The sequence below is a fragment of the Nonomuraea jabiensis genome (assembly GCF_014204795.1).
Lineage (GTDB): Bacteria > Actinomycetota > Actinomycetes > Streptosporangiales > Streptosporangiaceae > Nonomuraea > Nonomuraea jabiensis.
On sequence record NZ_JACHMB010000001.1, the window covers coordinates 4,789,564 to 4,803,904 of the forward strand.

Genomic DNA, 14,341 nt, shown 5'->3' on the forward strand with positions numbered 1-14,341 from the left:
CACTGCCAGGACGAGCGTACGCCGCAGGGCCCGGCGGCCGGCTGGTCCCGTGGCACGCCAGCCGCACCGTGGTACGAGGCGTGGGAGCCACGGATCGCCGGCCGGGGTCGGCGTGGCGGCTAGCGGCTGATCCGGCGTGGGGCCGCCAGCGCGAGGAGCTTGTCCGGGTTGCGGATGGCGTAGAAGTGGGTGATCTTCCCGTCGACGACGTCGGCCAGGAACACCCCCTCCAGGTGCTCGCCGCTGTAGGCGGCGAGCGCGGGCGTGTGGTTGCAGTTCACGAGCTCGATCCGCAGGTCCGGCTGGAAGATGCCCAGCACGAGCGCGGCCACCTTCTCCGCGCCCACCACAGGCCGGCGTACCGCGATCACCTTGCCGCCACCGTCGGCGGTCCAGGTGACGTCCGGCGCGAGCAGCGACAGCAGCCCCTCCATGTCGCCGGTGGTCACCGCGGCCATGAACCGCTCGGTGACCCGCGCGGTCCTGGCGGAGCCCGCGGGTTGGAAGCGCCTGCGCCGCGCCCGCACGTGCTCACGGGCGCGGTGCGCCACCTGGCGCACCGTCACGACCGACTTGCCCACCGCCGGCGCGATCTCGTCGTAGTCGAAGCCGAACACCTCGCGCAGGACGAACACCGCGCGCTCATCGGGAGTGAGCGTTTCGAGCACCACCAGCATCGCCATCGACACCGACTCGGCGAGCACCAGGTCCGCCGACGCGTCGTGCTCGTCGAGCAGCAGCGGCTCCGGCAGCCACACGCCGACGTAGTCCTCGCGGCGGCGTGCGCCGGCCCGCAACGCGTTGAGCGCCTGACGGGTCACCAGCCGCGCCAGGTACGACTTGGTGTCACGGACCGTCGCCAAGTCCACCTCCGCCCACCGCAGATAGCTGTCCTGGAGCACGTCGTCGGATTCCGTCGCCGACCCGAGGATCTCGTAGACGATCGCGAACAGCAGCGGCCGCAGCAGGGTGAACCGTTCGGCATGCTCGTCGGTGCTCATACGGACGCCGCCATCCGCGCGGCCCGCGGCCCGCTCTTCTGCCAGACGACGGTACCCGGGCTCCGGGCCTCCAAGCCGATCCCCGTCACCGCCTTCTTGCAGAACTCCTCCTTGATCTCGGCGGCCTGCTGCCCGTCGATGCAGGTGTCCAGGGGGGTGTCGTCCGCGCGGGCGGGCTGCATCGTGGCGGCGTGCCGGCCCAGGCTGATGATAGATCCCTTGAAGGCCTGGTCGATCGCCGCCGGCGCGGTTCCCGCGATGCGGCTCAGCACGGTGTCGGCGGCCTGCACCCCGAGTGGTACGGCGGCCTGGCAACTCATCCGCAGCGGCCGGCCCGACGGCGAGGCGGCGTCACCCGCCGCGACGATGCGGTCGTCGTCGACGCTGAGGAGCGTCTCGTCGGTGAGGAGCCGGCCGAGCGCGTCGACGCGCAGCCCGCTGGCCGCCGCCAGGCCGGGCACGCCGAAGCCGGCCGTCCAGATGGTGAGGCCGCTCCGCCGTACCGTTGCGTCGGTGAGGACGACCGCGTCCTGCCGGACCTCGGCCACCGCGGTGCCCTCCAGCACGGTGACGCCGTGCTCGGACAGCCACGTCATGACGGATCGGCGGCCGGCCGTGCTGAGTGACGGAGCCAGGGCCGCGCCGCAGACCAGGGTGACCGTACGTCCTTGCTCGGCGAGTTCCGCCGCGGTCTCGATGCCGGTCAGCCCGCCGCCGACCACGGTGACTTCGGCATCGGCCGGCAGCTCCGCCAGCCTGGCGCGCAGCCGCTGGGCGGCCTCGAACTCGGCGAGGGAGTAGGTGAACTCGCCCGCGCCCGGCACCGAGGAGGGGGTGGCGCCGGTGCTGCCGACCGCGTAGATGACGTAGTCGTAGTCCAGCGCCCGGCCCGAGGCCAGCTCCACCGTGCGGGAGGCGGTGTCGATGCGGGTGGCGTCGTCGACCACCAGCCGGATGCCGTCGCCGAGCAGCGTGCCGTAGTCGACCGAGGCGTCGTAGCCGCCGGCCACGAACTGGTGCAGCCGGATCCGTTCGACGAACTTCGGGCGGGAGTTGACCAGGGTGATGTCGACGTCGGTGCGCAAACGGAGGTGGTTGGCCGCGACCGTTCCCGCGTAGCCGCCGCCAATGACCACGATCTTGTGAAGGGTGCCGTGTTCAGTCATGCCCTCAAGACACCGCGCGTCCATGCGGAGTGACACGACGTGGCGCACATCACACATGGATGGCTTTGCTGGTGACTAGCAGCAGCGTTTGCTGGTCGGTTCCGACAGCACTCGGGGGCTGGGTCAGCCTGGGACACCCATCACCTCTGTGACGGTGACATTCTCCGGGCCTTGACCCGCTGGTAGTGTCTGGCCGCCTTGGCCCGGTTGCCGCAGCCTTCCTTTGTGCACCAGCGGCGCAGATGACGGCGGTCAAGGAAGAGCCAGCCACAGTTGTCGGCCTGGCAGATGGACACCGACCGCAAATCGGGCGAGGCGAGCAGTTCGGCGCCCTGCCGGGCGATCGTCCACAGCACCAGGTCAGGAGAGCTCTGATCATCCCAGCCCCATGCCAGGTCGACGGTCAGCCGCAGATGACTCATCGCCGCTCGCAGGTGCGCATTGATCTTGTCCACGTCGCCGAGGTCAGGCGGATGCTCGTCGCGCGATCAGGAGCATGGAGGCTCGTCGCTCGGGGGAAGTGGCAGCAGGCAGGTCAGTATGGTGGTCAACGCTCGTTCGACAGTCTCGGCGTCGACCGCCTCGGGATCGGCGATGTGCTCGTTGACCAGGCCGTTGGTCAGACAGTGCAAGATGAGCGCGGCCTGGTCCAGATCGATGGTGGGGCGGACGCCGGTACGCTCAGCGACTTCGGCGATCGAGCGGGCGGCTCCTTCGCGCTGGGCCCGGCGCATCGGGGTGAGAACCTCCCTGGTCTGCTCGTCGCGGGCCGCGCGGGCCGCGAACTCCAGGCCGAGGTGCCCGTGGCCGCTGTCTTGCACGATGTGCCGGGTGACCAGCGACGCCACTCGGCCGATCACTGCGGGCAGGTCGTCGAGATCGCGGATCTCCTCCCGTACGGCGGCCAGTTCGGCCGCGGCGCCGTCGCCGAGGATGGCGCCGAACAGTTCCTGCTTGCCGCCGAAGTTCGAGTAGACGGCCCCCTTGGTGAAGCCGGCGCCTGCCGCGATGTCCTCGATGCGGGCGTCGGCGTAGCCGCGTTCGGCGAACACCCGCGCCGCCTCGGCCAGCAGCCGGCGGCGCACCTCCTCGCGCGGCAGGCGGCGGCTGGGGCTCCTCTGCTGATCGCCGTTCACGACACTCAGCATACCGAAAGTACTCAATACTTTCGGTATCGTGTGGCGTAACTTGATCACCTTTCGGTAGCGGAGGACCCTTTGACGACAGCGACAACGACGACGATGTCCAGACGAGGCGGTGGGCGCCAGAACTACATCGACTGGTTGCGCAACCTGGGCATCCTGTTCCTGTTCCCGTACCACACGGCGCGGGTGTTCAACGATGATGCCTCGTTCTACGTCAAGGGCGAGGTGAACACCTTCTCCACCGTGCTGGTGCAGCTGTCCTACTGGTTCATGCCGCTGCTGTTCCTCCTGGCCGGCTCGGCCAGCTTCCACGCGCTCAAACGCAGGTCGGCGGGTCGCTACGTCAGCGAGCGGGTGTCCAGGCTGCTGGTACCGCTGCTGTTCGGCATGCTGGTGGTGGTGCCGCCGCAGGCGTACTACGCCCTGCGGTTCCACCGCGGCTACGAGGGCTCCTACGCCGACTTTCTGTGGAGGTACTTCACCGACTTCTCTGACTGGTCGGAATACGCAGGCGGAATCTCGCCGGCGCACCTGTGGTTCATCCTGTTCCTCTTCCTCATCTCGGCCGCGCTCGTCCAGCCGATGCTGTTTCTGGCCAGGCGGGGATACACACCGAGGTGGTTGCGGCGGCCCCTGCCCGCCTTGCTGCCCGTCGCGCTGCTGACCGCGCTGTCGTACCTGCCTGAGGTGGGCGGGAAGAACATCTTCGTCTTCGCGGCCTACTTCATGCTGGGCTTCCTTATTGCCACCGACGACTCGATCATGGACATGGTCGAGCGGTGGCGGCCGCTGTTCCTGGCGCTGGCGGTATGCGGGGCCGCGGGGGTTCTTCTGCTCGGCGGCCAGGAGAGCTTGCCTGCCACGGCCGTGCGCGACCTTGCCTGCTGGACGGCGTTGCTGGCCATGCTTGGGTACGGCAGGCGGTACCTCAATGGCGGGTCGAAGGCGGTGGCGTACTGCAATGAGGCGGCCTTCCCCCTGTACGTCCTGCATCAGACTTTCCTGGTCGCCGCGGGCTTCTACGTTCTACGGCGCGACGACGCCGGGCCCCTGCCGTACGTGCTGATCATGACCGTGTCGTTCGCGCTGAGCCTGATCACCTACGAGATCGTGCGGCGGTGGGGCCTCACCAGATTCGTCCTCGGCCTCGGCCGCCGGAAGCCGTCGACCGTCGTCGGGTCCGGCTCAGCAGGCGGCGCGGCCCGCCCAAGCTAGATCGCGTTCCGCACACCTCCGGACCTCAGCCGTTCGCCAGCAGTGCTTGGCGGACGGCGGCCGGGCTAGCGTTCCCTCAGGCGGCGCGCAGTGCAGAAGCTTGCTTGCGCGTCCATGAGGGCGGCCTTGTCCTGGTGAGTCGCGGCAGGCCGAGAAGACGACGTTCCATGCCCCGACACATTGACCAGCAACTCGGCGACAGTGATCGACGCGATCGCCACATCATCGGCGTCTCCTATCATCCTGTCCACTGTCGCCTTGCCTCGCTCGGCGGCACAGTCGCGAAGCTTCGAGACGCTTCGGTGGCCGCCATCACCTTCATGGAATCAGATTCTGATCCAGCCGCACGCTCCAGTCAGCCATGGGTCCTCACAGATCGCGACTGTGAGCGCTGCCACCGTCGAGAACACCTCCGCTGAGATCGACGGGTCAGCAAGCGTGTCAGCCACGATCTGTCAGCTTCTCGGTCGTTTACGGCCGAGAAGCTGACATCGGATGAGCCCGGAAAGTTTCTAGAAGAAATCCGGGAGTCGTGTCGGATCGGGGCGGTGGTGTTCGTAGCAGGGGTGAGGCCGCCACACGGCGCGGCGCGACCAACGTCCCGCAAGGAGACACCATGACCGCCACGTACACCTTCGACATCTTCTCCACGCTCGACGGCTTCGCCAACCACAACGGCGACTGGGGCGGCTACTGGGGCAAGCAGGGCCCCGAATTCCTCGCCTATCGCGCCGCTGCCTACCGCGACCCGCTGCGCATGGTGCTCGGCGCCAAGACCTACTCGTCGAACGCGCCCTTCCTCAACGCGGACTTCGACCGCAGCCTGTTCGATGGGTGGATCACGCGGATGTTCGACTCCCCGGTCACGGTGCTCTCCAGCCGGCTGACCGAGCCGCTCGAGTGGCCGGACACGACCATAGAGTCCGGCGATCCCATCGAGGTGGTCACGCGCCTCAAGGCGGAATCCGAGGTGCCGCTGCGCTCCCACGGCAGCCTGACGCTCAACCGGGCGCTGCTGAACGCCGGCCTGATCGACACCATCGAGGTGACGATCTTCCCAGTGATCTCTGGAACGACCGGCGTGGACCGGATCTTCGACGGTGCGGACGACTTCGACCTCGAACTACTCGAGGCCCGGACCTTCGACGGCCACACGCAGGTACTGACCTATCGGCCGACCCGGCACAGTTGACCGGCGACGCGGTGTCGTTGAGCCATTCAGCGCTCGATCGTTGCGTGACCAGCCTTTGAGTTTCTCGGCGAACGCCGGTGACACCGGCAACACTGTGGAGCACGTAGGACATGCCCGCACCCTAGATCGGGCGGCGCCACACAATCATCACATTTCATGGGCGGACGTCGACCACCTCCAAAGGGTGGGCAACTCGCACTGAGTCACTGCGTTCAAGCTGTGAGGGCGTGCTTCTCCTGGCAGTGGGTTTGGCGAACGCGGTGTACCTTTGCGAGCAGGGCGGGTCCACGGTGCCCGGGCCAAGGAGCCGGACGTCCTGTTCACGTCCGTTTGGCCGAAGGTCCGAATCGGAAATGGCCAACCACACGCGCAGGCGGAGCCTGCGCCTTGATAGAGCCACCCGAGCGATAGCGAGGACCGCTCGGGGCGGGCTCCAGCAGGCCCACCAGGTAACAGGGCAAGGGGTGGGTGCTGCCGCGTAACCTACTGCTAGCCGAAGAGGGTGCGGCCCCAGTAGTCGCCGGCGTCGCGGACCCCCGGTGGGCAGGCGAACAGGCCGCTGGAGACGTGTTTGATGTACTCGTTCAGGGCGTCCTTCTTGGCCAGGTTCATCTGGACCGGGACGAACTGCTTGCGCGGATCGCGCTGGTAGGCGATGAAGAACAGGCCCGCGTCCAGGCGGCCGAGGCCGTCGGAGCCGTCCACGAAGTTGTAGCCGCGGCGCAGCAGGTGCGCGTTGCCGTTGGCGGTCGGGTGGGCGAGCCGTACGTGGGCGTCGGCCTTGATGTACGGCTGCCCGTCCGCCCCCTTGGCCGCGAAGTCCACCGGGTCGAACTCGGCCTTCTTGCCCAGCGGCGCCCCCTCGCCCTTGTCCCGGCCGAAGATCTGCTCCTGCTCCACGAGCGACGTGCGGTCCCAGGTCTCGATCGCCATCCGGATCTTCCTGGTCACCATGTAGGAGCCGCCCGCCATCCAGTCGCTGCCGTCCTGCGCGGAGGCCCACAGCTGGTCGCGGAGCAGGTCGGCGTCCTCCAGCTTGAGGTTGTTGGTTCCGTCCTTGAAGCCCATCAGGTTGCGGGGGGTCGCCTGGGAGCGGGACGTGGACGACGTACGGCCGAAACCGAGTTGCGACCAGCGTACGGAGACCTTGCCGAAGCCGATCCTGGCCAGGTTGCGGATGGCGTGCACGGCGACCTGGGGGTCGTGGGCGCACGCCTGCACGCAGATGTCCCCACCGGAAATTTCCGGAATGAGCTGCTCTCCCGGGAATTTCGGCAAGTCGGCGAGAGCCGCGGGCCGCTTGTCCGCAAGCCCGAAACGTTCGTCGAACAGCGACGCCCCGAACCCGATCGTCAGCGTCAGCCCCGACGCGGGCAGCCCCAGCGCCTCGCCCGTGTCGTCGGGCGGGGCCTCCGGCGCGCCGCCCACCGCCCCGTACGACCCCGCCTCCTTGCCCTGCGTGAGCCGCGCGGCCGCCGCCGTCCACTCCTGCAGCAGCTCGACCAGCTCGGCCCGGTTCTTCGTGATGACGTCGAATGCCACGAAGTGCAGCCGGTCCTGCGCCGGCGTGACGATGCCCGACTGGTGCTCCCCGTAGAAGGGGAACGGGTCGGAGGTCGAGGAGGCGTGCGCGACGGGCGGCTCCTCGAAGAGCGTGTTCGAGGCCACGACACCGGCCCCGACCACGGCGGCGCCCGCGGCCCCCAGCCCGAACAGCCCCCTGCGGCTCACCCGCTGGCTCATTGCCGGATCCTCCCGCTACTTGGTGATGGCCGGCGCGATCTTGCTGATCGGCTCGGCCAGCGCGTTGATCGCGTCCGACAAGGTCTTCAGCTCAGCCTTGGACAGCTCGTTGTGCAGCTTCCAGCCGTCGCCCTTCTGGTGCGCGTCGAGCGCCGCCTCGGCCGCGGCGAACTTCTCGTCCAGCGTCTTGACCAGGTCGGGAGCCCGATCCTCCAGCACCGGCCTGAGCGACTGCACGGCCGCCTTGGAGCCTTCGAGGTTCGCGTCGAAGTCCCACAGGTCGGTGTGCGACCAGATGTCCTCCTCGCCGGTGATCTTGCCGGTGGCCACCTCGTCGAGCAGTTCCTTGGCGCCGTTGGCCAGGTTCAGGGGGGTCAGCTGGGCGGCGTTCGACTTGCTCACGATCGTCTTGACGTCGGCGATCAGCTTGTCCGCGACGGGGCCGTCCTTGCTGATGTCCTTCTTGATCCACAGGTCCTTCTCGATCCTGTGGAAGCCGGTCCACTCCTCGCCGTCGGCCAGGTCCGCCTCGCGGGCGTCGATGGCCGGGTCGAGGTCGCCGAAGATCTCGGCCACCGGTTCGATGCGCTCCCAGTACGTACGCGAGACCGGGTACAGCTCCTTGGCCTTGTCGATCTTCCCGGCCTTGACCGCGTCCACGAACTCCTGCGTCTTGACCAGCAGCGTGTCGCTCTGCGACTTGATGTAGCGCTTGTAGCTGGCGACCGCGTCGGCGAGCTTGGCGTCCTCGGTGAGCGCCTTGTGCTCGCCGGTCACCTTGAACGCGTTGCGGATGCCCTTGCCGACCATGCCGGGCTTGCACACGGTCTCGTACGCGCCCGCCGGCAGCTCGGCGATGAGCTCTCTGGTCAGTCCGGGAACGATGTTCTCCACCTCGGCCATGACCCGGTCACCGGGGGCGTACACGTAGAACTCGGTCACCTTGGTGCCGCCGTTCGTGATCGTGAACGTCGTGGTACCGGCCGCGACCTCGGCGGCGCCGACCTTGCACTCGGTGTCGGACGCCGCCACGGTGATCTTGCCCGGCTGGGCCGGGGCGGAGCCGGAGGAGGCGGCGGGGGTGTTCCCCGAGCCGCAGGCGGCCAGCGTCGCCAGGGCGATCGCCCCGAAGGACAGGCGGATGGGGGTGCGCATGATGCTCCTGTTCAGGCCGCGGAGGAAGCGGGCGACGGCGTGGACTTCACCCGCGTGTTGCGCAGGAAGAAGAAGAGGGTGGGGACCAGGTAGCAGGCCCAGGCGATGACCTCGGCGACGCTGGGCTGGGGCGTGATGTTCAACATGCCCGACAGCAGGGTGCCGTACCAGGAGTCGGCGGGGATGACGCCGCTGATGTCGAAGGCGTACGCGCTCAGGCCGGGCAGGAGGTTGGCCTCCTGCAGGTCGTGCACGCCGTACTTGAAGATGCCCGCGGCCACGAGGATCAGCAGCAGCCCCGTCCAGGTGAAGAACTTGGTGAGGTTGATCTTCACGGCGCTGCGGTAGAGGCCCCAGCCGATGAGTACGGACGTGAGCAGCCCCAGGCTGATGCCGATGAGCGGCTCCGGCGTGGTGACGGCCCCCTGCACGGAGGCGAAGAACAGGATCGCCGTCTCCAGCCCCTCGCGGGCGACGGCGAGGAACGCCATCACGACCACCGCGATCGAGCCCAGCTCCAGGGCATCGGAGAGCTTGCCCCGCAGCTCGCCGGAGAGCGCGCGGGCCGCCCGCCGCATCCAGAAGATCATCCAGGTGACGAACACGACGGCGAGCAGCGAGGTGATCGCGTCGAACAGCTCCTGCCCCGTGTGCCCCAGGTGGGCGGCGGTGAACGTCAGGAGTGCCCCGAACCCCACGGACAGCGCGACGGCCGCGCCGACTCCCGTCCACACGTGCGGGAGCTTGTCCTTGCGGTCACTTTTGACCAGGAAAGCGACCAGGACTGAGACGACGAGTGCCGCCTCGAGACCTTCGCGCAGTCCGATGAGGTAACTGGCGAGCACCGTTACTCCCGTTTGCTGAGGTTTTGCTTGGCTTTCCCTGAGGAAAGGCTTACCTAAATTAGGGCAGGCGAAGCATACCTAGCGCAAGAGCCGGAAGCGACAGTGTGCGGCGAGTCACGTTCGCAGGTGGAAGGTGATCACCCCTTCGTCGCGCCCGCGGTGAGACCGCCGACCAGGTGACGTTCCGCGACGGCGTAGAACCCGAGCGCGGGCACCATGGCCAGGACGAGATAGGCCAGGATGCGGGCGGTGTCGGAGGCGTACTGGCCCTGGAACTGCTGGATGCCCAGCGGCAGCGTCCAGCTCGACTCCTCGTTGAAGACCACGAGCGGCAGCATGAAGTTGTTCCAGCTCCCCACGATGGCCAGCACCGAGACGGTGGCGATGGCGGGCCTGGCCATCGGCAGCAGGATCCGCCAGAAGAACCCGAACGGGCTGCAGCCGTCGATGATCGCCGCCTCCTCGATCTCGCCCGGGATGCCGCGGAAGAAGCCGCGCAGGATGATGATCGTCAGCGGCAGGCCGAAGGCCGCCTGCGTCAGGATCACGCCGAGCGGGTTGCCCAGCAGCCCGAACGTGCGCAGCAGCACGAAGATCGGCAGGATGGCCACCGCGAACGGGAACATCAGCCCGGCCGTGAACAGCGTGAAGAACAGCTCCCTGCCGCGGAAGGCGAACCTGGCGAAGACGAACCCCGCCAGCGCCGACACCCCGACGGTCAGCACGGTCGTCACGACCGCGATGAACGTGCTGTTCCACAGCTGCAGCCAGAACGAGCCGGAGCCGATCACGTCCGTGTAGTTCTCCGTGGCCCAGGTGTCGGGCAGCCCGAGCGGGTTGGTGGACAGCTCGCTGGTGGACTTGAAGCCGCCGATCAGCGCGTACACCACCGGGATGATGATGAACAGGCCGACGATCCACGCGATCAGATGCAGCGGCAGGGTGTTGCGCCGCGGCGAGGACTTCTTCCGGTGGATCATCGGCGCTCTCCCATCGAGGTGGTCGCGCCCTCCAGGTCGCGGCGCATCACGAACCGCTGGTAGGCGAGGGCGAAGACGAGGCTGAGCGCGAACATCACGACGCTGATCGCGCTGGCGTAGCCGACCTGGGAGCGCTTGAAGCCCCAGTCCATCATCGTGACGGCCATCGTCTCGGACGAGTGCGACGGCCCGCCCTGGGTGAGGATCCACACCAGGTCGAAGAGCTGGATCGTGTAGATGACGGACAGGAAGACGCTGATCCGGATCGTCGGCCCGAGCAGCGGCAGCGTGATGTGCCGGAACGTCTTCCAGCTCGTGGCGCCGTCGATCTGGGCGGCCTCGATGAGCTCGTTCGGGATGCTCTGCCGCCCCGCGAGATAGATCATCATGTGGAAGCCGAAATATTTCCACATCATCACCAGGAAGAGCGACGGCATCACGGTGTCGGGATCGGCCAGCCACTCCGAGTCGAGCCCGAACACCGACAGGACCTGGTTCGCCAGGCCCGACTCGGGCGAGAGGATCAGCGAGAACAGCACGCCGGTGATGACCTCGGAGAGCACGTACGGCGCGAAGAACACCACCCGGTACAGCGCCCGCCCGCGGATGCGCTGGTTCAGCAGCATCGCGATGGCCAGCGAGAACGGGAGCTGGACGCACACCGACAGCACCACGAGGACCAGCAGGTGCCACAGGTCCTGGCCGAAAATTTCGGTGCCGAAAAGCCGGGTGAAGTTGTCGAGCCCGATGAAGTTGGTCGGCAGGCCGCCGAAGCCGTTCCATCTGAACACGCTGGCGTAGAACGCCACGAGGATGGGTGCGACGACCAGCAGCAGGAAGAGGACCAGGGCGGGCAGCAGGAACAGGGCGATGGTCACCCAGCGGCCACGCCGCCTGGCGGCAGGGGCGGGGGCCGGACGCGTGACCGCCTCCGGCCCCTTGACGAGGGTCGTCATCCTTCGCTCTTGGCCACTTCGGTGATGGCCTTGCCGACTTCCTCCGGTGTCTTCGTACCGGCGATGAGCTCGGCCACGCTGTCGTTGACCTGCTGGCCGACGGCGGGCGGGTAGGCCTGGTCGAGGTAGAGCTGGTAGCCGCCGGCCGCGGCCAGCGCGGTCGCCACCTGCTTGAGGTTGGGGTCCTTGACCGCGTTCTCCTCGCCCTTGAGCACCGGCAGCACGCCGCCGGCCGCCACGGCCTTGGAGTGGTTGTCCATCTCGGTCATGAACTTCACGAACTGCACGGCCTCCGCGGGGGCGTCCGCGCCCACGGCCAGGCCGCCGCCACCGCCGAACGCGTCGGAGATCGAGCCCTTGCCGCCCTCGACCGCGGGGAAGGGGAAGAAGCCCAGGTCGTCGCCGAGGCCCTTGCCGGCGTCCTTCTGCACGGAAGGCGCCCACTGGCCCATCAGCTCCATGGCGGCCTTGCCGTTCGCCACCGTGGCCGCCTGGCCGTCCGGGGTGCCGTACCCCGCGCCGAGGAAGCCCTTCTGGAACGGCTGCAGGTCCGCCAGCGCCTTGACCTGCTGTCCGGCGGCGACGAAGTCGGGCTTGGTGAAGTCGTGGTCGACGGCCGCCTGCTTGAGCGCGTCGAGGCCGGCGATGCGCATGGCGAGGTAGGCCCAGTAGTAGTGGCCCGGCCACTTCTCCTTGCCGGCCAGGGCGATCGGGGTGACGCCCGCCGCCTTGAGCTTCTTGACGTCCTCGAGGAACGCCGACCACGTGGCGGGCGGCTGGGTGATGCCGGCCTTGGCGAAGAGTTTCTTGTTGTACCAGAAGCCGACCAGGCCGATGTCGGTCGGGAGCCCGTACGTCTTGCCGTCGATCTGGTACGCGCTCAGCGCGGCCGGCGTGAAGTTGGGCAGGACGTCGGCGACGTCGGAGGAGATGTCCTTGACCAGCCCGGCGTCGACCTGCTGCTTGAGCACGCCGCCGCCCCACGTGGCGAACAGGTCGGGGGCCTTGCCCGACTGCGTGATCGTGGTCAGCTTGGCCTTGTACGCGTCGTTCTCCAGAACCGTCGCCTTGATGGTGACGTTGGGATTCTTGGCCTCGAACTCCTTGGCCCGCTGCGCCCAGAGGGACTTGAGCGGCTCCGTGGTCGACAGGTGCCACCATTCAAGAGTGACCTTGGCGGCCGAGCCGCTCTGCTGAGGGGCCGTGCTGCCGCCCCCACCGCCCCCACCGCCGCAGCCGGTTATGAGCACTGCGGTCGCGATCAACACCAGACAGCGTTTCATCAGGGGTCCCTTTCCTCAGACTGGGCTCGGCCTGCCGTACGGACCCCTGCACGTGATTTGCGGGACTCAGCGTGACTCATGGGGCACGGTACGACACACCGTGCGAAAGTTTCGTTATCTCCCCGATAGTTTCGCCTTCTGGATCGTAGGTAAACGCTGCGTAAAGCGTCAACACCTTGAGTGGGAGCGATCCCAAACCGAAACTTTCGGATACACTCCCGAACGTGTCAGCGAAGCGGCGGGTGACGATCGCACTGATCGCGGAAGAGGCCGGGGTCTCCATTCCGACGGTGTCCAAGGTCATCAACGGACGTCCAGAGGTCGCTCCGGCGACCCGCCATCGAGTCGAACGACTCCTGCAGGAACACGGCTACCAGCGGCGCATCAGCCAGGACGACACCCCGGCCGGCCTGGTCGACCTGGTCTTCGCCGAGATCGAGTCGCCGTGGGCCATGGAGATCGTGCGCGGTGCGGAGGGGGCGGCCCACGAGGCCGGGGCCAGCGTGGTCATCTCCGTCCTGCACACCCATGCAGGACCGGGCCGCGACTGGCTCGAACGCCTGGCCGCCCGCCGTACCGACGGCGTGGTCATCGTCGCCTCGCGCCTGTCCACCGGCATCCAGGCCCAGCTCAGCGCGCGCTCGCTGCCGTTCGCGGTGGTCGACCCGGAGGGCGAGCCCGCCCCCGGCGTCGTCTCGGTCGGGGCCACCAACTGGAACGGCGGCCTGGCCGCCACCCGCCACCTGCTCGAACTCGGCCACCGGCGCATCGCCATGATCAGCGGCCCCACGGACATGCTGTGCAGCCAGGCCCGCGTGGACGGCTACCGTGCGGCCCTGGAGACGGCCGGGGTGCCGATCGAGCCCGAGCTGATCCGCCGCGGCACGTTCCTGGTGGAGTCCGGCCACGACGAGGGCCACGCGCTGCTCTCCCTGGACGCGCCCCCGACGGCGATCTTCGCCGGGAGCGACCTGATGGCCTTCGGCGTGTTCGAGGCGGCCCGCCAGCGCGGGCTCCGCGTCCCCGAGGACCTGAGCGTGGTGGGCTTCGACGACCTGCCCCTGTCCAAGTCGGCCTGGCCACCGTTGACCACGGTACGCCAGCCGCTGCAGGAGATGGCCGCCCTGGCCACCCGCACGGTGCTGGCCATGGGCCGCGGCGAGGTGCCGGAGACCAAGCGGGTCGAACTGGCAACAGAACTCATCGTCCGAGACAGCACAGCCCGATACGAGTAGGCCTCCGGGTAGGTGGGCCAGGCTCACCCACCCCTTGCCCATCTGGGTGCCGGGCCTGCTGGACCCCACCCCGAGGCCAAAGGTCTTCGCAGGGGGCGCTTCGCGCCGAAGGGCTCAGGCGCTTCTATTAAGGCGCCTTACGGCGCACCCCCCGCGCCTGCGGCGCCATCGCCCACCCCTGACCTGGTTACCGGTCTGGCCTGCTGGAGCCCGCCCCGAGCGGGCCTCGCTTCGCTCGGCCTCAGGGGGCGCGACTTGCTCAGCGCCTGGCGCTGCCGCAGACCGTCGCAGTATCCCGGAGCAAGAAGCGGTCGTACCGCTGGGCGCCAGCCCCATGCAGTATTCGGGTGGCCCTGGTTGATGATTTGGACGCTGCGGAGAGGTGACGCCCCATCCGCTGGCAGCATCCGGATGCGGTAAGCATG

Annotated in this window: 13 protein-coding genes and 1 pseudogene; 3 read left to right on the forward strand and 11 right to left on the reverse strand. The window is 68.2% G+C overall.

The genetic code is table 11. From position 1 onward, the window contains the following. Nucleotides 1–119 precede the first annotated feature (119 nt). The 5 genes and pseudogenes from sigJ to HD596_RS22135 all read right to left on the reverse strand — a co-directional run bounded on the left by sigJ (nucleotide 120) and on the right by HD596_RS22135 (nucleotide 3,303). Nucleotides 120–1,001, reverse strand: a complete 882-nt coding sequence (sigJ, locus tag HD596_RS22120) for an RNA polymerase sigma factor SigJ (protein WP_185071243.1) — start codon at nucleotides 999–1,001, stop codon at nucleotides 120–122. After that, nucleotides 998–2,167: an NAD(P)/FAD-dependent oxidoreductase gene (locus tag HD596_RS22125; RefSeq protein WP_185071244.1), complete on the reverse strand. Its 1,170-nt coding sequence runs from the start codon at nucleotides 2,165–2,167 to the stop codon at nucleotides 998–1,000. The genes sigJ and HD596_RS22125 overlap by 4 nt, the downstream gene beginning before the upstream one ends. Nucleotides 2,168–2,307: 140 nt before the next feature. Beyond that, nucleotides 2,308–2,463: a CGNR zinc finger domain-containing protein gene (locus HD596_RS65685; protein WP_376776150.1), complete on the reverse strand. Its 156-nt coding sequence runs from the start codon at nucleotides 2,461–2,463 to the stop codon at nucleotides 2,308–2,310. 24 nt (nucleotides 2,464–2,487) lie between these two features. Next, nucleotides 2,488–2,637 (reverse strand): annotated as a pseudogene (locus HD596_RS65690) (hypothetical protein); the annotation flags it as partial. An 18-nt stretch (nucleotides 2,638–2,655) separates the two neighbouring features. After that, a complete protein-coding gene (locus tag HD596_RS22135) occupies nucleotides 2,656–3,303 on the reverse strand; it encodes a TetR/AcrR family transcriptional regulator (protein ID WP_221519452.1) in 648 nt (215 codons plus the stop codon). Nucleotides 3,304–3,408: 105 nt separating this feature from the next. Here HD596_RS22135 and HD596_RS22140 point away from each other — a divergent pair, with 105 nt between their 5' ends. Together HD596_RS22140 and HD596_RS22145 are read left to right on the forward strand one after the other, a co-directional pair. Next, complete coding sequence (locus tag HD596_RS22140) at nucleotides 3,409–4,527, forward strand: acyltransferase family protein (protein WP_185071246.1); 1,119 nt, start codon at nucleotides 3,409–3,411, stop codon at nucleotides 4,525–4,527. A 616-nt stretch (nucleotides 4,528–5,143) separates the two neighbouring features. Continuing rightward, a complete protein-coding gene (locus HD596_RS22145) occupies nucleotides 5,144–5,719 on the forward strand; it encodes a dihydrofolate reductase family protein (RefSeq protein ID WP_185071247.1) in 576 nt (191 codons plus the stop codon). Between the two features lie 489 nt (nucleotides 5,720–6,208). On the opposite strand, the gene efeB is transcribed toward HD596_RS22145, so the two are convergent. From efeB to HD596_RS22175, 6 genes are all read right to left on the reverse strand, one after another. Beyond that, complete coding sequence (gene efeB, locus HD596_RS22150) at nucleotides 6,209–7,462, reverse strand: iron uptake transporter deferrochelatase/peroxidase subunit (protein WP_185071248.1); 1,254 nt, start codon at nucleotides 7,460–7,462, stop codon at nucleotides 6,209–6,211. A 15-nt stretch (nucleotides 7,463–7,477) separates the two neighbouring features. Beyond that, nucleotides 7,478–8,617 carry an iron uptake system protein EfeO gene (gene efeO, locus HD596_RS22155; RefSeq protein WP_185071249.1) on the reverse strand — a complete coding sequence of 380 codons (1,140 nt, stop codon included), beginning with the start codon at nucleotides 8,615–8,617 and terminating at the stop codon, nucleotides 7,478–7,480. Nucleotides 8,618–8,628: 11 nt separating this feature from the next. Further along, entirely contained in the window at nucleotides 8,629–9,462 is an 834-nt protein-coding gene (efeU, locus tag HD596_RS22160) for an iron uptake transporter permease EfeU (RefSeq protein WP_185071250.1), read from the reverse strand. A gap of 137 nt (nucleotides 9,463–9,599) precedes the next feature. After that, a complete protein-coding gene (locus HD596_RS22165; protein ID WP_185071251.1) occupies nucleotides 9,600–10,442 on the reverse strand; it encodes a carbohydrate ABC transporter permease in 843 nt (280 codons plus the stop codon). After that, nucleotides 10,439–11,398: a carbohydrate ABC transporter permease gene (locus HD596_RS22170; protein WP_185071252.1), complete on the reverse strand. Its 960-nt coding sequence runs from the start codon at nucleotides 11,396–11,398 to the stop codon at nucleotides 10,439–10,441. The genes HD596_RS22165 and HD596_RS22170 overlap by 4 nt, the downstream gene beginning before the upstream one ends. Continuing rightward, nucleotides 11,395–12,681, reverse strand: coding sequence for an extracellular solute-binding protein (locus HD596_RS22175; protein WP_185071253.1), 1,287 nt, complete (start codon nucleotides 12,679–12,681; stop codon nucleotides 11,395–11,397). The genes HD596_RS22170 and HD596_RS22175 overlap by 4 nt, the downstream gene beginning before the upstream one ends. 224 nt (nucleotides 12,682–12,905) lie before the next feature. Here HD596_RS22175 and HD596_RS22180 point away from each other — a divergent pair, with 224 nt between their 5' ends. Then, nucleotides 12,906–13,916 carry a LacI family DNA-binding transcriptional regulator gene (locus HD596_RS22180; protein ID WP_185071254.1) on the forward strand — a complete coding sequence of 337 codons (1,011 nt, stop codon included), beginning with the start codon at nucleotides 12,906–12,908 and terminating at the stop codon, nucleotides 13,914–13,916. The last annotated feature ends 425 nt before the right edge of the window (nucleotides 13,917–14,341 follow it).

Coding starts and splice junctions, on each gene's coding strand:
- HD596_RS22165 (WP_185071251.1), bottom strand. CDS start 10,442: ATGATCCACCGGAAGAAGTCCTCGCCGCGGCGCAACACCCTGCCGCTG.
- HD596_RS22170 (WP_185071252.1), bottom strand. CDS start 11,398: ATGACGACCCTCGTCAAGGGGCCGGAGGCGGTCACGCGTCCGGCCCCC.
- HD596_RS22140 (WP_185071246.1), top strand. CDS start 3,409: ATGTCCAGACGAGGCGGTGGGCGCCAGAACTACATCGACTGGTTGCGC.
- HD596_RS22175 (WP_185071253.1), bottom strand. CDS start 12,681: ATGAAACGCTGTCTGGTGTTGATCGCGACCGCAGTGCTCATAACCGGC.
- sigJ (WP_185071243.1), bottom strand. CDS start 1,001: ATGAGCACCGACGAGCATGCCGAACGGTTCACCCTGCTGCGGCCGCTG.
- HD596_RS22145 (WP_185071247.1), top strand. CDS start 5,144: ATGACCGCCACGTACACCTTCGACATCTTCTCCACGCTCGACGGCTTC.
- efeO (WP_185071249.1), bottom strand. CDS start 8,617: ATGCGCACCCCCATCCGCCTGTCCTTCGGGGCGATCGCCCTGGCGACG.
- HD596_RS22125 (WP_185071244.1), bottom strand. CDS start 2,167: ATGACTGAACACGGCACCCTTCACAAGATCGTGGTCATTGGCGGCGGC.
- efeB (WP_185071248.1), bottom strand. CDS start 7,462: ATGAGCCAGCGGGTGAGCCGCAGGGGGCTGTTCGGGCTGGGGGCCGCG.